Origin of the sequence: Phaeodactylibacter sp., assembly GCF_040219495.1 — a bacterium.
Classification (GTDB): domain Bacteria; phylum Bacteroidota; class Bacteroidia; order Chitinophagales; family Saprospiraceae; genus Phaeodactylibacter.
This window is the reverse complement of sequence record NZ_JAVJSK010000079.1, coordinates 189,746-210,162: the sequence shown is the minus strand read 5'-3', so window position 1 is coordinate 210,162 and position 20,417 is coordinate 189,746. Positions and strand designations below refer to the sequence as shown.

At 49.7% G+C, this 20,417-nt stretch carries 12 protein-coding genes; 5 read left to right on the top strand and 7 right to left on the bottom strand.

All coding sequences use genetic code 11. The annotated features are described in order from the left end of the window. Window positions 1-669 precede the first annotated feature (669 nt). The 4 genes from RIC19_RS12165 to RIC19_RS12150 all read left to right on the top strand — a co-directional run bounded on the left by RIC19_RS12165 (window position 670) and on the right by RIC19_RS12150 (window position 8,913). Window positions 670-4,716 (top strand): hybrid sensor histidine kinase/response regulator transcription factor, encoded by a 4,047-nt coding sequence (locus RIC19_RS12165; protein WP_350178593.1) that lies wholly within the window; start codon window positions 670-672, stop codon window positions 4,714-4,716. 248 nt (window positions 4,717-4,964) lie between these two features. Further along, complete coding sequence (locus RIC19_RS12160) at window positions 4,965-6,041, top strand: HBL/NHE enterotoxin family protein (protein WP_350178592.1); 1,077 nt, start codon at window positions 4,965-4,967, stop codon at window positions 6,039-6,041. Window positions 6,042-6,122: 81 nt separating this feature from the next. Continuing rightward, window positions 6,123-7,820 (top strand): HBL/NHE enterotoxin family protein, encoded by a 1,698-nt coding sequence (locus RIC19_RS12155; protein WP_350178591.1) that lies wholly within the window; start codon window positions 6,123-6,125, stop codon window positions 7,818-7,820. A 22-nt stretch (window positions 7,821-7,842) separates the two neighbouring features. Then, window positions 7,843-8,913: a hypothetical protein gene (locus RIC19_RS12150; protein WP_350178590.1), complete on the top strand. Its 1,071-nt coding sequence runs from the start codon at window positions 7,843-7,845 to the stop codon at window positions 8,911-8,913. Between the two features lie 75 nt (window positions 8,914-8,988). Here RIC19_RS12150 and rimO read toward each other — a convergent pair whose 3' ends face one another. The 3 genes from rimO to RIC19_RS12135 all read right to left on the bottom strand — a co-directional run bounded on the left by rimO (window position 8,989) and on the right by RIC19_RS12135 (window position 12,075). After that, window positions 8,989-10,299 carry a 30S ribosomal protein S12 methylthiotransferase RimO gene (gene rimO, locus RIC19_RS12145; protein ID WP_350178589.1) on the bottom strand — a complete coding sequence of 437 codons (1,311 nt, stop codon included), beginning with the start codon at window positions 10,297-10,299 and terminating at the stop codon, window positions 8,989-8,991. Window positions 10,300-10,370: 71 nt separating this feature from the next. Then, window positions 10,371-11,177 carry a DUF2705 family protein gene (locus RIC19_RS12140; protein WP_350178588.1) on the bottom strand — a complete coding sequence of 269 codons (807 nt, stop codon included), beginning with the start codon at window positions 11,175-11,177 and terminating at the stop codon, window positions 10,371-10,373. Between the two features lie 4 nt (window positions 11,178-11,181). After that, window positions 11,182-12,075 carry an ABC transporter ATP-binding protein gene (locus RIC19_RS12135; protein WP_350178587.1) on the bottom strand — a complete coding sequence of 298 codons (894 nt, stop codon included), beginning with the start codon at window positions 12,073-12,075 and terminating at the stop codon, window positions 11,182-11,184. A gap of 141 nt (window positions 12,076-12,216) precedes the next feature. Between RIC19_RS12135 and RIC19_RS12130 the strand changes: the two genes are divergently transcribed. After that, window positions 12,217-13,767 carry a cryptochrome/photolyase family protein gene (locus tag RIC19_RS12130; protein WP_350178586.1) on the top strand — a complete coding sequence of 517 codons (1,551 nt, stop codon included), beginning with the start codon at window positions 12,217-12,219 and terminating at the stop codon, window positions 13,765-13,767. 150 nt (window positions 13,768-13,917) lie between these two features. Here the strand turns inward: RIC19_RS12130 and RIC19_RS12125 are convergent, their stop codons facing one another. The 4 genes from RIC19_RS12125 to RIC19_RS12110 all read right to left on the bottom strand — a co-directional run bounded on the left by RIC19_RS12125 (window position 13,918) and on the right by RIC19_RS12110 (window position 19,881). Then, window positions 13,918-15,099, bottom strand: a complete 1,182-nt coding sequence (locus tag RIC19_RS12125) for a ribonuclease D (RefSeq protein ID WP_350178585.1) — start codon at window positions 15,097-15,099, stop codon at window positions 13,918-13,920. 184 nt (window positions 15,100-15,283) lie between these two features. Beyond that, complete coding sequence (locus tag RIC19_RS12120; RefSeq protein ID WP_350178584.1) at window positions 15,284-16,825, bottom strand: acyl-CoA carboxylase subunit beta; 1,542 nt, start codon at window positions 16,823-16,825, stop codon at window positions 15,284-15,286. Window positions 16,826-16,833: 8 nt separating this feature from the next. Next, window positions 16,834-17,637, bottom strand: coding sequence for a class I SAM-dependent methyltransferase (locus tag RIC19_RS12115; protein ID WP_350178583.1), 804 nt, complete (start codon window positions 17,635-17,637; stop codon window positions 16,834-16,836). A gap of 42 nt (window positions 17,638-17,679) precedes the next feature. After that, complete coding sequence (locus RIC19_RS12110; protein WP_350178582.1) at window positions 17,680-19,881, bottom strand: tetratricopeptide repeat protein; 2,202 nt, start codon at window positions 19,879-19,881, stop codon at window positions 17,680-17,682. Between the last annotated feature and the right edge of the window lie 536 nt (window positions 19,882-20,417).

Here is a 20,417-nt window from a genome sequence, read left to right as displayed (position 1 = left end):
CCAATGCTGAATGTCAGTAGCCGTACCTGCTCTTTCCCATAGCCCAACAGAAGTTAGAGCGTGTTGGGATTTTACACTTCGGGCTGCTCTTGCCAAATTTTGTCCTGCTCTTCGTTGTTCTCCCGCCTGCCATAGTCTTGTACGGCGGACAGGTCGGTCACGTAGCTAAGGCTATGTTCCCTCATCACGCCTTAATCAGAACAAAATTTGGCTGTGTTCGCTCCAAAAGCAAAGTCCCAACACGCTCTTAACCCTACAGCAAATATGGAACCTTCGTAGCAAGACAGCAAGCAATAATCAGTGAACGACCGTTCTGGGCAGGGAGGGTTGTGTATTTTTCAGTAGAGGACAGAGCGGGCCTTTACATTCCATTAGACTTGATGCTTTACTGCTACAACCAATGGAGCTTAAGAGAAAAGTTACGCTAAGAAAAGGCGAAGCCTGTCCCCGCATCACAATTATCACTATATTACGAACCTGTCCAAATCTGGTCCATGTCCATCAGCTGTTTACGAGATGCTATGTCAGCATCTCTAAATGTTCGGGCGGTCGGCTTTGGCACAAAAACGATAAACACCTAATAACTAATAAACGCCTTTGCTTTTTTTATCCGTGATGAACAAGTTGAAGTGGCTACTCCTAATCAGTACTATTATCTTTTTTCTACCCTTGATAATAGCTGCCCAGCCTCAGCTCCCCTTCCGGAATTACACCACAGAAGACGGACTTTCCAATTCACGGGTGCGGGCTTTCCTGCAAGACAAAGATGGCTTCACTTGGGTAGGTACAGCCGCGGGACTGAACCGCTTTGACGGCTACCGTTTTACGGTTTTCGAAGCTTCCGGAAAGCCTGAAGCCGGGGGGCTTTACCACAGTGGGGTTCTTGCCCTGCTCGAAGACCGGCTAGGGCATCTCTGGGTAGGTACAAAGGGCGGCTTGCAACTGATGAACCGGCAACAGGAGCAGTTCTTCCCCTCATCAGAATCTAATCGTTCTCCTTTCCAGCAAATTGGGCAGGTCATGAAGTTGCTGGAGAGCAGTGAGGGAGATGTATGGGTAGGCGCCGTAAATGGCTTGTTCCGTATCAGCCAGTTAGAACGGGTAGACCAGCAATCTGAGTTGGAAGAAGCACAACGGAAAGGAGCATTCCAACTGACCGCCCACGCGCTGGAAGGTACTCAAAATCGGATATGGAGCTTAGAAGAGGACACCAATGACCGTATATGGGTGGGCACCAACGCGGGCCTTGCCTGCTTCGATCTGGAAAAACGGCAGTTCATCCCCTTGCCCCTACAGCCAACCGACGCCAATAAGGCAGTATTTACCGCTCCCGTGCATGACTTGAAATTTGGCAAAGAACATCAACTCTGGATTGGTACAGAACAGGGACTATACAAGCTGGACACACAGTTAGGCCGGTGTCAAAAATACCCGGTAAAAACAGGTGTGCCTGGCTACTTGCAGAATGAGTTCGTCACAGAGCTCGAAGAAGACGACAAAGGCCGGTTGTGGGTAGGCACGGATGGAGGGGGATTGTCCCAGCTCGATCCATCAAACGGGCGGTTTCTGCATTATCGGCACATCTTATCTGATCCCAACAGTATAGCCGACAACAACGTGGAAGCTTTGTACTTGGACCCGCACCAAGGTATCTGGGTAGGCACCCATAAAGGGATGAGCTACTACAACATGAACCGTAAAGCCTTCCAGGCCCTACAGGCTGGGCAGGGTGAAAACGCCATTAGCCCGGGGGCGATAGAAGCAGCTTGCGTAACCGATGATGGGCGGTATTGGTTGGGTATCGACGATGGCGGCATCAATATCTACGACCCTGAAAACGGGAAGATCACCTATTTGTCCGTGCAGAATGGCGACTTGATCGATAACGATGTCGTCGCCCTTCTTGAAGATAGGAATAACAACATCTGGATCGGAAGCTGGGGAGGCGGACTGAGTATACTTAAACCGGACGGACAAATCCGCCATTTGCTACGAGAGGAACAACTACCTGACTTCATCAGAGACCCATTTGTCTGGACCTTTTTGGAAGACGAGCATGGAAATATCTGGATAGGCACCGTCAATAATGGACTGGTCAAATATCAGCCCAAAGATACCTCCTTCACCCACTTTCGTGGAAAAGTCCCCGGTTATTGGGTCAAGGACATCGCCCAAGATGAGCAAGGCAAGCTGTGGTTTGTAACCAATGAGGGTTTATTTGAATACGATACTAAAAACCAGCAAGCGCAACGCCTTGACCTGCCCGGCCTGAACAATAAAAACGCAACCATCTCGCTACTACACCCTGGTAAAAATGGTGCTATATGGTTGGGCATGCAGCAAGGGCTAGTAAACTATCGCCCAAAGGGCGAGCTTAAAATCTGGGACGAATCCCATGGAATGGCAGACAGCTGGGTGAAAAGCATAGCGGAAGACGCTGCAGGGCAACTGTGGCTAGGAACGGGCAAGGGGATTTCCAAGTTTATCCCGGACCAAGAAACCTTTACCAACTACGGGCCGGCAGATGTGCTGCTAAAAGGGGAATTCACCCGTGCGGCTGCGCAAGCAAAAGACGGACGTATTCTGTTAGGAGGTATTGACGGGGCGGTCTTGTTCCATCCAGAACAAATCGAAAACTACACCGTAGCCCCGAAGATAGCACTGACAGACTTTCATTTATTCAATAAATCCGTACCCATTGATGAGGCTTTAGTAGATAGTACTTTAGCCATTTCGCCCCTGAAAACTCATATCTCATACGCTGAGGAGATTCGTCTGAAGCACTGGCAGAACTTCCCCGCTTTTGAGTTTGCTGCCTTAGATTATCTAAACCCCACAGAGCATTTGTACAAATACCGGCTCAAGGGCCTGCAAGATGAGTGGATTGAAGCCAGCCCCGACCATCGTATTGCCTCCTTCACGGATTTGTCACCCGGTACCTATATCTTTCAGGTTATGGCGGGCAATGCGGATGGGGTATGGAACGAACAGCCGGCGGAAGTCCGCCTGTATGTATCACCACCCTGGTGGCAGTCTTGGTGGGCCTATACACTCTATGCCCTGTTTATCGCCGGAGCTGCCTTAATCGCCCTACGCATTTTCAAAAACAGACTTAAACTACAGGCTCAAGTGGACTTCAACCGACGCGAAGCCCAGCGCCTGACAGAGCTGGACCAGTTCAAGAGCCGCCTGTTCACCAGCCTCACCCACGAGTTCCGCACTCCATTGACGGTCATACTCGGCATGACAGAACAGATACGTACTGCCCCCAAAAAGCATCTGGAACAAGGCACGCGGCTCATAGAAAACAACGGACGCAGCTTGCTCAGGCTGATTAATCAACTGCTCGACTTGTCAAAACTAGAGGATAACGCCTTACAACTCCAATGGGTGCAGTCGGATATCGTTTCCTACTTACGCTATATTACCGCTTCTTTACAGACTTACGCCAACAGCAAGAACCTTTCCTTGCGCTTCTTCGCCCAGCCAAATGAACTGCTCATGGATTACGACCCGGAGCAACTCCAGCAGATTATGTATAATTTGATTTCCAATGCGGTGAAATTCACGCCATCCGGTGGGGCGATTGTCGTGCGTCTGCAAAAAGAGCAAGACCTGCTGAAAATAGCCGTAGAGGATAATGGTATCGGCATCGACAAGGAGGCCCAGGCACGCATCTTTGACCGCTTTTACCAAGTCGTAGCGAATGGAGAACCCCTGCACACCAATAAAGTAGCGGGTACGGGCATAGGCCTGTCGCACACCCGCGAGTTGGTCAAGCTGATGAAAGGCCGTATAACTGTTGATAGCGAATTGCACAAAGGCACCGTTTTCACGATCAGCCTGCCTATCACACAGAACGCCCCTCTGGCTCACCCCCCCATTGTAGAGGATTCGCAGCCCAAGATCGTTGAGGAAGCTGCTCTTTTTGCTGATGCAAGCCCGGACAAACCCCTCCTCCTCATCATTGAGGACAATCCGGATGTGGTGCTCTACCTCAAAAGCTGCCTTAGTCACCTTTACCGGCTCGATATTGCCTACAATGGGAAAATCGGTATCGAAAAAGCCCTGGAGCACATCCCTGACTTGATCATCAGCGACATCATGATGCCGGAAAAGGATGGCTACCAAGTCTGTGATTTCCTGAAGCAGGATGAACGCACCAGCCATATTCCACTTATTTTGCTTACCGCAAAAGCCGATACTGACTCCCGTATTGCTGGCCTGAAGCGTGGGGCAGACGCCTACCTCTCCAAGCCCTTTCACAAACAAGAGCTGCTCGTGCGCCTGGAAAAGCTGGCAGAACGGCAAAAGCGCATGGCGGCCTACTTTGAAAGGCAAGTAAAAGATACCAAGCCAACCTCCCTACCCCAGCCGGAGGAGGAAGCTACGCTGCAGATAGAAGATGCCTTTATCCAAAAGGTGCGCTCCATAGTCGCCGAACACTACGAGGATGAAAATTTCGCCCTTCCTGATCTATGTTCCAAGCTCGGCATGAGCCGCTCGCAGCTCTACCGCAAAATGAAGGCGCTGACGAATACTACGCCTTCTGCCTTTATCCGCTTTTACCGGCTCAATACGGCCAGAAAATTGCTGGAAGAGGGCGAGCTTTCGGTATCGGAAGTAGCTTGGAAAGTCGGGTTCAAAGACCCGGCGCACTTTTCCAAGTCATTTTTGGAAGCATTTGACCATTCCCCTAGCGAGATCAATAAGTAATTGTTTTTCAACCCATTAAGTCTTTATCTGCAACGAATACACCATTCTTCGTGTGTGCTCATGCAACGAATTGACATAGGTTTGGGACGGATTGACATGGGACCAGGCTTGCCCCTGCACTAATTTTGATGCAAGCAATTTGATGTAGTACAACATTGATTGCTATTTGATTGAAAAAGTATTTAAAATCCTCTTATGGGCCCAAATGATCCTAATTATTGAGCTCATTCAAACTTAAACCAATTATTATGGCCACTACAGCAAAAAAAATCAATGTCAAGGGTGTAAAAAATGGAATGCTAGATACCGTCAAGGCTGGGTTTTTGATACAAACATACTACAATGTGATTACCAGTACTCCAATCATCAAACTTCCAGCTAGCGTAGACAAGGACAGTAATAGCCAAGTCGTGGAAGACCTTCCAAAGTATCAAAATACAGCAATTAATCATGCTAAGCAGTATGCTGAATACGACACACATATGGAAAAGGTGCTAGGTGATATTGTGTTATTCAAGCATACCTGGAGTGAATTTTATAACAAACTCGTTGAATTGGGCAAAAACATTGACGAGGGGCACAATCGTAAGATGTTTACTGAGGCGATGACCAAGTTTAAGAGTATGGTTGAAGAAAAGGGGAAAACTACCGAGCCTATCGTAGAATTTCTGAAAAAGTTCCTTGATGATATTGAGGGCGATGAGCGCAACTTCAATACGGCTACGCTGTACGTGACCAATGCTATGGCAGGGGAAAAAGGAGAAATACAGACTTTGGAGTCGACCATTGATGCTTTGCATTCCGCCATTAAAAAAGATAACGGTATGATTGCCGGCGGATCAGTCATGATGGTAGTAGGCGCTTTAATGGTAGTTGGGGGTATATTTGGAGAAATAGAGACTAGTGGTGTCTCTACAGCCCTTGTCGTAGGTGGTTTAGCTATGGCTGCTGGCGGTGGAGCGATGACAGGAATTGCTGCAAAGAATTTAGAAAGCTCTACCCATTCACTCAAAACCGACCTATCAAAGCTTGATGCTGACAAAAAATTGTTCGCATTGACTAAAAATGCCAATGCAAATATCTCTCACATGAAAGACTCTATTAACCAAGCAGTTGCGGCTATAGAAAGTCTGCAGAAAGGCTGGGATGCCTTGGGAGCTGATTTTGATGAGATCATCGATGCACTTAATAATGTGGACACTACCTTCAGTGACTGGATTGGCGAAGAACTAAAAGCGGCTAACGATGAGTGGGAGGACACCTACACACTGGCCGATCAGCTTCAATCGAATGGGAAAGTAAAGATCGTCAAAAAGACGGTGTAAGTACCAGCTCTTAGCAAGTTTATCTTTACCAAAATAAGGCAAAGGGGCTGTTTTGCTCCTTTGCTCACCCAAACTCAAAATATGGCTCCTAGTATCCCCCCGGCACGTCACTATTTTCTTGCCCTGACCCTTCTGTTTTTACCCCTCTTATCAGTAGGTCAGGAAATAAATATCAAGCAATACCAAAGGTTGACCTCAGCTCAGTCAGGCGGCAATTACGCTATGGACTGCTGCACGCCAGAAAAGCACCCTTCCACTGGCAGAACAGATCAACCTTACTCTGGTCAACACTGGGCATTTACCCCTGTGTCAAAAGGGTATTACAAAATATCCAACCTAACCTATGAGGATTACTACTGCCTGGATACTGATGGAAATCAAGTCAAACTTAAAAAACAATCTAACTCTAGAAGTCAGCTGTGGAAGCTTACCCCTAACAGAAGTGGGTATTACTACATCAGTAATGCTCAACTGGGCGATAACATGGTACTGAACGACCGTTACCTTATGAGTTCCGTTAAAGACCAGTCCTCTGCCTGGCGAATCACACCCATTGGCGGTAAAGTCCCGGCTCCTGTTTCTCCTAAGGGAAGAGTTTCAAAGGCTGTACAAACCTCAGTCAAAGCCATCAACTTGATGGACCAGACTTCTGCTAGGATCATCGGCACGAAGCTATTAGACTATACTCCCGTAAAATGGGTGACATGGGAAGATAAGTACTATTACACCACTTCTGCGATGGATCAGAATTATGTCTCTTCTTGGCATCTGGTGAAAGCTTACAGCCAAATCGCTGTGTCAGACGCCGTCCGATATGCAGATCGTAACCCGAATATCAAGTTTTTCGTCTATATCAATCCGGGAGGCTACTGGAATGAGGTCGGAAAAGGTAACTACGCCCCTTATACAGCACTCTTCTTTTCCTATCAGCAGCCTATATTAAAAGTTAACCCCAATGCCCCACGACCGCCTCGTAAGGGTACGGTTATCTATGAGAAAATTGACTACCTCAACCAACACATCATCAGGGCGCAAGGACATTCCAGAAAATGGCGGACTCAAATCCGGCCACAGATGATCAGCATGCTTGCCGAAGTAGATAAATTTGGTTCCGAATTTGAGCGTAGATACCACTCTCTCCTCAAGCTGGCTACACAAATAGCCAATGGCAACAAAGGGGCTAGCCCCGCTTTTAAAAACGAATTGAAAGCCCTGCAGCAGTATAGCCGGCATGCGGCACAAAAAGCCCGGAGCAATGAACCTCAAATGATTGCATACCTGGATGATTTAGCTCAGGATATCAGAAGCTTCACCTCAGATCAAGACAAAATCTCTAGCCAGCTTGCAGGTTCCCAGGCAGAGATCAAGCAGCTCAAAGCCAATATTGAAGAATATGAAAAACAAAGGCGCAAGAATTTTCTGATTGACATTTTTGTGCCCATCATGGGAATTATTGACGCTGCTAAAGGAAATAGTGAAAAGCTAGAGAGGGAACTGAACCGGCAAATCAGTCAACTAGCCAAACAGGAAAAAGAACAGTACCACCTGAAAGCCATAAGTGGCCGCTTGAATGGACTAACACAGGCAGCAAGAGCACAGCATGCCAGTATCCTTGCCCTTGTTCAGGGATGGGACGCCCTAAACGCTAATTTCGACGAACTTATTCAGGCGGAGGACATCTCCACTGACATGGTATTCTGGCTGAAGGAAGAATTGGCAACAGCCAATGATGAATGGAAAGATTTGAGCAAAGAAGTAAAGTCTATCAAGACATTTTAACAAAACCTAAAAAATATTAGATATGCGTACCCAAGTCAAATTACTTTCAACTGCTAACATCGAACAGGCTGCCATGGCTGTTGCTACGCAATTGGTTTGCCTTCAGGCTCCTTGTAACGCGATAGTAGCCCAATCTGACATCAAAATAGACAGCCTTCCTGCATTGCCCAAACAGCAAAGCACTGCGAGAAGTATATCCAAATCATTGCTTGACCAGGTAGGAGATATCTTTGGCAACATGAGAGATACTGTGGTAATGTTCGAGAATGAGTACAGCAGTCTCTATGGCAAGCTCATAGCGTTCACAAAAGCTTATGAAACTGACGCTTCAAAAAAACAAGCCCGGGAACTAACAGAGGGTATCATTCTACTAGAAAAAACGATCGAGGCTGATCTGCAAAAAAGGCAGCTCGTTTTTGGCAATATACAGTCCCTCGTCAACGCAGCGTCCAGCTTTTCTGAAAGTTTTTACAGCACCGTTAAAGAAGTAGAAAAAGACCTGGGCCCTGCTGTAACGGGCGCTTTACAGTCCCAGATCAACTCTGTGTTTGAGAAAATCAATCAAGACAACAAAACCCTTTCAAAAGGTGTAACTGAAGACATCAAGCCGATATTTGATATGATTGTTGCTGCTATCTCTTCTGCTGCCAGCAAGGGCGAACAGCAACAGGAACAAGTACAACGTAATTCCGAAATCATGTCAGCGAGCATCAAGAAAATCAAAGATGTGGACGCCAAGCAGAAAGCAGCTATGGCCGATGTAGATGCACAAATCAAACGCTACAAAGAATTAGTGCTGCAACAGGAAAGCGATAAGCTGGATTATGTTTTAGTATGCAGCCTCAATGCTCAGTTTACCATTCTCAACACCCAGCTCCCTGTACTAAAAGACTTTTGGGCAAATTTTGATGCGGGTTGGAAAGACCTGTTGAACGGGCTAAAAACACTTGCTGAACACTTGTCCAGCAACAAGCCCGATAATGAACTGATTGACCAATTACAGCAGGCTAAGGGTGATTGGAACGAACTCAGCATCAAGATCAAAGGCCTCTACAGTATTGGCAAATTACCTGTACAATATACCCAGGCCTAGGTGCATTGAAGCTATGTTCCAGGACAAGGCAAAATAGCATGGAAATACAGTCTGTCTTGTGCTGGACAATCAGCTTCACACCACCTCCCCAAACAAATCATAATCCGTAGCCTCCGTAATCAGCACCTGCGCGAAATCACCTACACGGACATAGTGGTCGGCAGCTTTCACCAGCACCTCATTGTCCACCTCCGGGCTGTCGCCTTCGGTACGGCCCACGAAGAACTCGCCTTCCTTGCGGTCAAACAGGACTTTTAGGGTCTGCCCTACTTTCTCCTGGTTTTTGCCTTCGGAAATGGATTGTTGGATTTCCATGATGTAGCTGGCTCGCTCGGCTTTCACCTCGGCGGGCACGTCGTCCTCGTACTCATGGGCGATCGTACCTTCTTCGTGGGAGTACTGGAAGACACCCAAACGGTCAAATTCCATCTCTTGTACAAAGTCGCAGAGGTCCTGGAATTCTTCCTCCGTTTCACCGGGGAAGCCGACTAGCAGGGTGGTACGCAGGGTCAGGTCTGGTACTTTTTCGCGGGCGGTACGCACAAGTTCCACCGTTTCTTCCCGGGTAATCTGACGGCGCATGCGGTCGAGCACGGCATTATTGGCGTGCTGCAGCGGCATGTCGAGGTAGTTGCAGATTTCCGGGCGTTCCGCCATTACGTCGAAGATTTCGGTGGGGAATTTACTGGGATAAGCATAGTGCAGGCGAATCCATTCGATGCCTTCCACATCTGCAAGGGCGTGCAGCAAACGGGGCAGCTCCCGCTTTTTGTAGATATCCAGCCCGTAGTAGGTCAGCTCCTGAGCGATGAGTATGAGCTCTTTGACGCCGAACCGGGCCAGGTTTTCGGCTTCCTTGACTAGCTCTTCTATGGGCCTGGAAATGTGTTTGCCGCGCATGAGCGGGATGGCGCAAAAAGCGCAGGTACGGTTGCAGCCTTCGGAAATCTTCAGATAAGCGAAGTGCTGTGGTGTGGTGGTCACCCGCTCCCCAATCAGCTCGTGCTTATAGTCAGCATTAAGCTTAGCCAGAAGCCCCGGCAGCTCCAGAGTGCCGAAGTAGGCGTCCACTTCAGGAATTTCCTGTTCCAGGTCATCCTTGTAGCGCTGAGAAAGGCAGCCGGTGACGTATAGCTTGTCAATGCCACCCTGCTTTTTTACCTCCGCATAATCCAGAATGGTATTGACAGACTCCTCCTTAGCCAGATCGATGAAGCCGCAGGTGTTCACGATGACCACATTCGCGTCTTCTTCGTTACTATCGTGGACCACCTCGTAATCATTGCCCCGCAGCTGCGTGATGATATTCTCAGAATCCACCAGGTTTTTGGAGCAGCCCAGGGTGATGACGTTGACTTTATCCTGCTTTAAGGTCTTGGTTTTCATGTTATTCCCGTTTCGAGCCCGCAAAGATACGTCCCGGATTTCACAACGTCAAACCCTGATGACCGGTTCTGCTACAAATCGCTGCGGGTCACCCGCCAGTAAGCCAGGTAGAGGAACAACGCGCTGTAAACCAGTACCGTTATCGAAGCCTCCCAGGGCTGCAGATAAATGCTAAAGCCATACTTGGAGGTGAATTCATCGGCCATTTCCATAAAAGGCAGGGAAACCAGGTCTTCTACTGCATTCATCGGGTAAAAATGCATACTTCGGTGCTCCACGATTTGCAAGTGTACGCCCCATCTCAAGATCAGCTCAATAAACATGATGTAAGCCAGGTAAAGGAACAGGGCGATGCCCGTCCGCCGGATCATAAAGCCCAAAAAGAGGCCAAAGCTCATGTACCCAAAGCACATGAGGAAGTACCGGGGAATATAATCGGCATTTTGCCATACTTTGTGCCAGTAGATAGCTTCGGTATTGAAATACCCGATCGTAAAACCACAAAGTGCGTAGTACAGCGCTGCCAGTAGGCTGACCACCACAATCAGGTAAAACTTGCTGAGGAAGTACTGCTGCCGGCTCAGACCCGTGATGATATTTTGCCGCATCGTCCGGTAGCTGTGCTCCGTAGTGACCACCACAATCGATAAGAAGCCAAAGAAAAAGAAGCACAACCAGTTGCCGATGTAGCCCAGGTATTGCCAAACCGTGGGGAACATGAAAAACACCTCATTGGTGTTGATGGGCGGCGGCAGCTCATCAAACCGTAATCCGGTCAGTAAAATAGCGGGCAGCAAAATGAGGTAACAAATCGAAAAGAGCCGGAAAGACGTAAGCTTCCGGATCTTCATCCATTCCAGTCGGAGTAAGTACAACATGAGGTTATCGATTCGCGGTGATTTCCAAAAATTCAGCTTCCAGGCTTTTCTTCACGATACGTAGGTGAGAAAGGGTGTACCCTTTGCCAAAAGCCCACTCGTTGATAGCAGCTGCCGGTGTCTCTTCCTCCAGGTGCAGCAGTAGCATCCGATCATCCTGCAGCGTTATCTTTTTGATGCGGGCGTCGGCCTGAAAAGCGGCCTGCAGCCCTGCCAAATCTTCTGCAGCAACTTCCACCAGGAAGTCCTCACTGATAATGGCGCCTACGGTTCCGGAAGCCAGCAATTGCCCGTTCTTGATGATGGCGACGTGCGAACACACCTTTTCCACCTCATCCAGAATATGGCTGGCCATAATGATGGTCTTGCCGGTCTCCGCAATACCTTGCAGCGTATTCCTGATTTCCGCAATCCCCTGAGGGTCCAGCCCATTGGTAGGCTCGTCAAAAATCAGCACTTCGGGGTCGCCCACCATAGCCGATGCAATAGCCAGGCGCTGCTTCATGCCCAGGGAGTAGGTGCGGAATTTGGAGGTCCGCCGTTCGTATAAATTGACCAGCTTGAGTAGCTCGTCAAAGCGGGGCTTTTTCACTTTCTTGATGTGCGCAACGATGCCGAGATTGTCGACTGCATTCAGGTAAGGATAAAAGTTGGGCGTTTCCAGCAAGGCACCCACATGCCGTCGGGCATCGTTGCCGTACCGGCCATCAAACCACTCAAAAGAACCGCTATCGGAATGGGTAATGTCGAGGACCATACCAAGGGTCGTGGTCTTCCCGCTCCCGTTGGGGCCCAGAATTCCGTAGGCCATCCCCTGCTCTACTTCCAGATTGAGCTGGTCTACTGCCTGAATGCGACCGTACCGCTTACTCAACCCATTGATTCGTAATACATTCATTAGGAGGCTGTTTTTCCAGTAATTAAGGTAAAAATTAGGATTTTGACCGGTTTGAGAGATTTTTTAGGCTTAACCGCCTGATTTTTTAGATGAACCATGTGACCGGATTCACGTTTCACCCCCGAACACCACCAACGGACTATGTCAAAATCTTACCGCACGCTTCGGCTTATTTTGGGCGATCAGCTCAATCAAAAGCATTCCTGGTACGCAAAACAGGATCCCCATGCGCTCTACTTCATGGCAGAAATGAAAAACGAAACGGGCTACGTCAGGCACCATATACAAAAGGTTACCGGGTTTTTCCTCGCCATGCGGCATTTTGCCGAGCACCTCCGCAATGAGGGGCATGAGGTGCTGTATTATACCCTCGATGACGAGCGCAACCGGCACTCCGTTACCGCCAATATCAAAGCGCTCATCGAAACCTACGGCATCAAACGTTTTGAGTACCAATTGCCCGACGAATACCGCCTCGACCATGAGCTCAAAAGCCTGTGCGGGCAATTGGGTATTGAAACAAAAGCGGTGGATACTGAGCATTTCCTTACCGCCCGGGACGACGTGGAAACCTTCTTTGCCGGCAAGAAAACCTACCTTCTGGAAACCTTCTACCGGAGTATGCGCAAGCGGTACAACATCCTCATGGAAGAAGATGGAAAGACACCACTCACCGGGCAGTGGAACTACGATCAGGACAACCGCAAGAAGCTGCCCAAAAAACAGGATATTCCCAAACCCATGCATTTCCGGCGCGATGTAACGGAAATTGTCAACCTGCTGGAGTCGGAAGAGGTGGAAACCATCGGGCGTATTGACCCGGAGTACTATTACTGGCCCGTTACGCGAGCTGAAAGCCTCGAACTGCTGGAGCATTTTACCAAAATCCGCCTACACCACTTTGGCACCTATCAGGATGCAATGACCGACCGGGGCTACCTGCTTTTCCACTCCAAGCTGTCATTCGCCATGAATACCAAAATGTTGTCACCGCTGGAAGTGGTGGAAGCCTGTGTAGCATACTGGCAGGCCAATCAGGACCAGGTCGACATCTCACAAATCGAGGGCTTTGTCCGGCAAATCATTGGCTGGCGGGAGTTCATGCGCGGCATCTACTGGGCTAAGATGCCTGGGTACGCAAAGCTGAATTTCTTTGAGCACCAGGCGCCCCTACCCGACTGGTACTGGACTGGCGAAACCAAAATGAAGTGCCTCCACACCGCAGTCAATCAATCCCTGGACCATGCCTACGCCCATCATATTCAGCGCCTCATGGTCACCGGCAACTTCGCCCTGCTGCTTGGAGTACACCCCGATGAGCTCGACCAATGGTACCTGGGTATTTATATGGATGCAATAGAATGGGTGGAAATCACCAACACCAGAGGCATGAGCCAATTTGCGGACGGCGGCATCGTGGGCACCAAGCCTTACGTCTCCAGCGCCAACTACATGCACAAAATGAGCGATCACTGTAGCAACTGCTCCTACGATCATAAAAAAAAGGTAGGCAAAGATGCCTGCCCCTTCAATAGCTTGTATTGGGATTTTTATGACCGTCACGCCGACAAGCTTGGCAACAACCCACGCATCGGCATGATGTACCGGATCTGGAATAAAATGGACAGCGAGCAACAGGCAGAAATCCTGAAGCAGGCTGACTACGTAAAAGCCAACATCAACGATTTCTAAGAGCGTGTTGGGCGAAGCATGCCCCGCAGCATTGCCGGGTCAAATAAATATTTTCCAGGACGTCCCACCTCCTTGCAGGATTCACAACACTTTGGCTGTCAGCAGAAGTGCTCCTCCGAACCTGCTCTCAGGTTGAGGGTGAGCCCGGCACTAATGCGGCCAAAGCTCAATACGGTCATCATGCAGCCGCACATCCATGCTTTTGGCCGTAGCCAGCCACTCGGTGAAATAAGCACCAAGCATCTCCTGGCGCCAACCATCGCCAATGGCTTCCCGGGCAGTTTCCTCCCCGCTCCGGATCGACTTTAGGATTTGCCGGGGCACCACCATATTTATGGAGAGGTCTTCCTGAATGCACCGGTACTTGATGACGTGGTAGAGAAGCTCCATGAGCACATCTTCTTCGGGCGTGGTATCCGAGTCATACGGTAGCCGTTTGAGGATTTCCAGCTCCGCTTCCGTCGCTTCGTTATTGTACAACCGCTCAAACTCATCCCCGTACTTATTGGCCAGCTTGTCTGGGATACGTCGGTTTTGGCGCAGTGCATTGGCCCCGGAAGCAATACCCCGTACGATGTGGCTGATGTACTTGGCAGGCAACACCATTTCCTTAGAGTGGTCGCGCCGCTCTGCAGTAGCATTGCGCCAGGCAAATAACCGGAGCAAAAAGATTCTGTCTTTCTTTTTGAGGCTGCGCATGATGTTGCTGTTCAGCGCATCATGATGCGGGTCTTTATAGTAGTAGGATTCTTTTTCCAGATGCGCAAACTCTTCCGTAGCCCAATGCGAACGGTTACGTTCTTCCAGCTTTTTCTGCAGGGACGCATGCAGCTCCGGCAGAGGGATGACATCATCGAGAGCATAGCCGAGGGCTTTGCTGTTGAAAGGGCGCTTCTCCCAATCGGCTACCGCATACCCTTTTTTCAGGTGCCGCCCGGTTTCCCCTTCTACCAGTTTACGAAACGAAGTCGGGTAATTGTACCCGGCAAAACCGGCTGCAATCTGGGTATCGAATACGTTTCTGGGCAGGGTGCCGTACAAGTTGTACAGCAACCGGTAGTCATTGTCACCGGCATGGGTGATCTTTTGGATATTCTTGTCTTCCATAAGCCTCAGGAAAGGGCCGAGGTCGTCCTTAAGCTTAATGGAATCAATCAGATAGAGCCCTTCGTCTGAAATCGTCTGAATCAGGCACAGGGTAGTTCTGAAACGCTTCTCCCCTACAAACTCCGTATCAAAGCCCATCCATTGGAGGTTGCGGTGGGCCTGGTAGAATTCTTCCAAAGCCTCCGGCGTTTCAATCAGTGTGTAGTCTGGTAGTCTCTGCGACATCTTTAGGTACTATGGTATATCAAGGTCTAACCTATTAAGCTTGATGCGTCGGGAGTCATTGTAGGGTTAAAATAGCGCTTTCCCTCCCCTTACACTGGCCCGGCACATCAAGCCTATTGAAAACTGCCGGGAGCTTCGGCCGCCCGGCAGTTGGCAAATGTATCAAAAAGTTCTTACAGCGCTGCTAAAGCGGGATATTACCGTGCTTCTTCGCAGGAATTTTAGCCACTTTATTTTCCAGCATAGTAAACGCTTTGATCAGTTTGCGGCGGGTATATATCGGGTCAATGACCTCGTCGATGAATCCCCGGCTTGCAGCCCGGTAAGGATGGGCAAACTTTTCCTGGTATTCTTTTTCTTTTTCCAGGAGCATGGCTTCGGGATCATCCGCTGCCATGATTTCGCGGCGGAAGATGATTTCAGAAGCGCCCTTAGCGCCCATAACAGCAATCTCAGAAGACGGCCAGGCAAAGTTCATATCGGCGCCGATGTGCTTGGAGTTCATCACATCATAGGCACCACCGTAGGCTTTGCGCGTAATCAGCGTCACCCGTGGCACAGTAGCCTCACTGAAGGCGTACAGCAGCTTGGCACCATTCACAATAATGCCGTTCCATTCCTGATCGGTACCAGGCAGGAAGCCGGGGACATCAACCAAGACGAGCAGCGGAATATTGAAGCAGTCACAGGTGCGTACAAAACGAGCACCTTTTTTGGAGCTCTCTACATCGAGTACCCCCGCCAGGCTCATCGGTTGGTTGCCCACTACTCCGATACTGCGCCCGCCAATGCGTGCGTAGCCGACCACGATATTATCCGCATAATTAGGGTGGATCTCCATAAAGCTGCCCTCATCTACCACACCTTTGACTACCTCACGGATGTCATAAGGCTGATTGGTATTCTCAGGGACGATGTTGCGCAATTCAGGGCGCAGTTCATCACCCAGCTCGTAGGGCAGGTTTGCGGGCTTATCCTCACAGTTCTGCGGCATGTAACTCAACAGCCGCTTGATCTTAGCGATACAGTCGATATCGTTGGCTGCGGTCAGGTGTGTGACCCCCGACTTGGTGGAGTGCGCAGAGGCTCCTCCTAATTCTTCGGCCGTAACCTCTTCATTGGTCACCGTTTTTACCACGTTAGGCCCGGTGACAAACATATAGGAAGTATTCTCTACCATGATGGTAAAATCGGTCATGGCCGGCGAATAAACAGCTCCACCCGCACAAGGCCCCATGATGGCTGAAATCTGAGGTACAACACCTGAAGCCATTACGTTGCGGTAGAAAATATCAGCATAACCGCCCAGAGAGCGGACACCTTCCTGAATACGGGCACCACCGGAATCGTTCAGGCCAATGACGGGAGCACCGTTTTTCATGGCCATGTCCATAATCTTGCAGATTTTCTCTGCGTGGGTTTCAGAGAGGGAGCCGCCGAATACAGTGAAGTCCTGAGAAAAGACATACACCAACCGGCCCTCAATGGTACCGTAGCCTGTCACTACGCCATCGCCGGGCACCCGCTGCTTATCCATCCCAAAGTCGGTGCAACGGTGCTTAACAAAAGCGCCAATTTCTTCAAAGGAGCCTTCATCCATCAGGAAGTGTACGCGCTCCCGGGCGGTGAGTTTGCCCTTTTCGTGCTGTTTGTCAATGCGTTTTTGTCCACCACCTAATTCGGCTTGCGCCAGGCGGTCTTTTAGCTCTACGAGTCGGTCTTTCATTTTAGTAATTAGGTTTTCTTTTTAATGATAAAACCTTTGCCAACAGAGTGTGCAGCTCTTTGGAAAAGGGCGTGGTCGATGGCGATAATCAGATCCGTTAACTTAGTCAGGAAGGGTTCCCGTGTGGAAGGCCGGAGTGCCATGCCTTTGTCAGGCTGCCGTTGCAGGTTAGTTGCGTTCGCCTTGAAAATCCGCTGCACCATACCGGTCCAGTACATTTCAAGCAGCCCGATGATGTATCCACTAAGGTTTTGTTCAATCAAAACGTCCAACTGATGGCGGGCTGACCATTTGCGGAATTCTGTTTTTGAGACGAGGTAGTCATGCCCAAAGGCGTAGGCTCCCTGCGAAATCCGCTTTTTACCAAACCAGCTCAACCCCCGGTTGATCGGATCGTAAGTTAATGGAAAATCCAGAGATGGAAAAGTAATTAGCGCAATACCGTCGGGTTTTAGTACTCTTTGTACCTCTTCAATCATTCGTTCCGGCTGCCCGACGTGCTCGATCACATCCACTGAGGTAATGAGGTCAAAGTGGTTATCCGGGAAGCTAAGGTTGAGCGCGTCTTCCACACGGTAGGTGACCCCCTGCAGGCCGGCATTTAACTGACGGGCGTAGGCAATATCCTGTTCGTTGATGTCACAGGAAATCAGGTGCTCACAGTACTGGCTGATCATCGGGTCGTAATCCCCTTCGCCAGTGCCCAGGTTAAGCGCTTTTTCGAAGCGGCGCTCCTCAGACAGTCTTTTGAGGTTGCGCCGCACAAAGAGGTACCGGTTGCGATAAGTTGGGAAAAGTAGTTTATAGTTCATTACCGTATTTACGTCAGGTTGAAAAGCCGCAAAATTAGCATTTTATAACTTCTGAGCTGCTTCCAGGTAGCGTTGTGCATTTTGGTTATCCCCTAAAGCCTGCAGGGCCTGCGCAGCCAGTTGGTAACCCGCCCGGAAACGCGGGTTGGCCTCAATGGCTTTCTGTGCATTCTCGTAGGCTTCCCGGTAGCGTTGCTGTTGCTGATGGATCAGCCCCATATAGTAGTAGGCTGCAAAGTACTCATCATTCACACGCGTAGCGTAGTCAAAGGTCTGCAGCGCTTCGGCTGAGCGGCCCGTATTCAGGTAAGCCAGTCCCTGATAGAGGATGGCAGACTCCACGTCTGGTGCCACTTCCAGCGCTTTTTGGGCGGCACTCAGGGCTTCGTTATACTGTTGGGTGTTAATGTAGGCATTCGCCAGGCCGATCCAGGCAATCTCATTGTCAGGATGATTTTGCACTTCTGCACTAAACTGCCGTATAGCTTCCTGCCAGTTGCTCTGCTTGATGGCCTGCTGCCCGTTGTAAGCCGCCAAGGTTTCGTTACGCTCTATAGTAGCAATAGGAACCCCGTTGGCCGTGATGGTGTGGACAGACTTGCTCGTGGGCCAGTTCCCCGACCGCAGGTGCGCACCTCTTATAAAACGGGACGGGAAAATGGCGTAGTCCCAGGGCTCATCGTAGCGGGAGCTGAACCGGACGTACTCCATCTTAACTTTGCCATTGAACTGCTCCCGTGTCTGCCGGCTGGCCGGATAGTAGAAAGTTGTCGCCAGACGAATGGTATCCTGCATGTTTTCACTAAGAATCCCCTCGTCTTCCATCCAGTCAATCGCCTGCCTGACACTTATGCCCCAGTAGTCGGTCTCGTATTCGCCCAAGGCCCCATTCAACCCGCCACCGATGGGGTTGAAGTACACATAAGACAAGTGCGGGTTGCGCACGATGAACTGCGTGGACTCAATAGCCATCAACCCCAAAATGCCGTACAGCCCGTAAACGAGCGGCTTGTTGTTCGAAAACAGGGCCTCCAGATTAATCCAAAACAAGGCAGCTACCGCTACCATACTCGGATAAATAAACATCAGGTGGCGCCAGCCATCGTGCAGGATGGAATCCTTATAAATGATGTAGGCTACCGGGAAAATGGTGGCAAAGTAGGCCAGCAGTACTGCCGTTTTATCATATTTTTTGAGCAGGCGCGGCAGTAGGAATAAACTGCCCGAAAAACCCACCAGCACGTACAGTGGAATGGTTTTAACGATCCAGATCAGAGGATAATACCAGGCCGTATCATCTGACATAGCGTTCTCCCCTTCAAACAAAAGCCGGATCTTAATGCCCAACTGTGCGAACTCCGTGAGTGCGGCAAGGGGATGCCCAATTGGATCAGCCAGGGCTGCGGGCCAGAAAAGCACCGCTATAGCGTAACCACCCACTGCTGCGCCCAAACACCAAACCAGGTACTGCCCAGCCAGTTTTGACTGGGTAGACAAACCTTTGATGCCGTACTTGAACAGGAAATCGAGCCCTGCGAAAAGCCCCAGATAGGCAATCAGCAGAAGACCGCCCGCCCGGGTAGCCAGAGCCAGGCCAATGCCAAGCGCCAGGCCCAGTACGTTCCTCCAATCAGGTTTGGGCAGGGTCCGGAACACCCGCACCATATAATATAGCGAAACGGCGAAGCCCGCCGCAAATGGAATATCCTTGGGGTTCATCATGCTATGCCCGAGGAAACGGGGCGAAAGGAACAGCATCCAAATGGCTAATACAGCCGCGCGCCACCCGGCAATCTGACGGACGAAAAGCCCGACAAACAGAATAGCAAGCATACCCAGAAGGGCATTGAACCCGTGCCGTACCTGATGGTACCCGGTATCAAATTCATCAAAACCTAAAGCGGTATTAATCAAGCCCGTTGTCAGGTCGAAAAAGCCGCCGTAGTAATGCATGTTCCCTTTTTCGATGTACAAGGCAGCTGTATCCGCTCCAAACGAGGTGTAATAGTCTACCAGCTTTCCGGAATAATCTACCTGGAACTCATCATCACCATTGATGCCGGTGCCCAGGGAGAGCAGGATCGCCAGAATGACCATACCGATGATGGAAAATTGAAAAACCTGCTTTAGTAAAGGGTCATTGGGGCTTTCCGGAGGCGTAAGGCTTGGTGCCTGTACTGGCGCGGTGGAGCTCCCTTCCTTGGGATTAGCCGTTTTTCGGCTGCCCTGTTTTTTTTTGCTCATGAATCGCGTTCGTATTTGGTCCGAAGATAGCAAAAAATGGACATTTGGCTACTCTTGGATTGTTCTGAAAGGAATTAGAGCTTGCCGGGATTCTGCTTTTGGAGCGAACGCAGCCAACATCTTGCTCAGATCTGGGAGCCATACATTCAAAAATGAGATTAAAGGGACCCATTCTTGAATCTCATGGCCATAGCGACAGGACCGACCTGTCCGTCTCTCGTCGCCTGTGGGCTTTGACCACCGGAGCCCCTACAAGACTATGGCAGGCGGGAGAGCAAGGAAGAGCAGTGTAAAATCGGGCAAGAGCAGCCCAAAGTGCAAAACCCCAACAAGCGCTTAATTATAGAAGCCCGGGAAAACCAGGGGCTCCGAGCGTGAAATAGGCCCAACTATTTCAGACTAGTCAAACTAGTCTCTGTCTTAGGACGATAATCTTACATTAAGACAGCTAAACTTTGCCTAAAAAGTGGAATGGAATATCAAAATGCCTAATTTTGCAGCCGTCATTTTTTGAATTTATCAAAGTTAAAAAAACA

Coding starts and splice junctions, on each gene's coding strand:
- RIC19_RS12135 (WP_350178587.1), bottom strand. CDS start 12,075: ATGAATGTATTACGAATCAATGGGTTGAGTAAGCGGTACGGTCGCATT.
- RIC19_RS12110 (WP_350178582.1), bottom strand. CDS start 19,881: ATGAGCAAAAAAAAACAGGGCAGCCGAAAAACGGCTAATCCCAAGGAA.
- RIC19_RS12115 (WP_350178583.1), bottom strand. CDS start 17,637: ATGAACTATAAACTACTTTTCCCAACTTATCGCAACCGGTACCTCTTT.
- RIC19_RS12140 (WP_350178588.1), bottom strand. CDS start 11,177: ATGTTGTACTTACTCCGACTGGAATGGATGAAGATCCGGAAGCTTACG.
- RIC19_RS12120 (WP_350178584.1), bottom strand. CDS start 16,825: ATGAAAGACCGACTCGTAGAGCTAAAAGACCGCCTGGCGCAAGCCGAA.
- rimO (WP_350178589.1), bottom strand. CDS start 10,299: ATGAAAACCAAGACCTTAAAGCAGGATAAAGTCAACGTCATCACCCTG.
- RIC19_RS12160 (WP_350178592.1), top strand. CDS start 4,965: ATGGCCACTACAGCAAAAAAAATCAATGTCAAGGGTGTAAAAAATGGA.
- RIC19_RS12150 (WP_350178590.1), top strand. CDS start 7,843: ATGCGTACCCAAGTCAAATTACTTTCAACTGCTAACATCGAACAGGCT.
- RIC19_RS12125 (WP_350178585.1), bottom strand. CDS start 15,099: ATGTCGCAGAGACTACCAGACTACACACTGATTGAAACGCCGGAGGCT.
- RIC19_RS12155 (WP_350178591.1), top strand. CDS start 6,123: ATGGCTCCTAGTATCCCCCCGGCACGTCACTATTTTCTTGCCCTGACC.
- RIC19_RS12130 (WP_350178586.1), top strand. CDS start 12,217: ATGTCAAAATCTTACCGCACGCTTCGGCTTATTTTGGGCGATCAGCTC.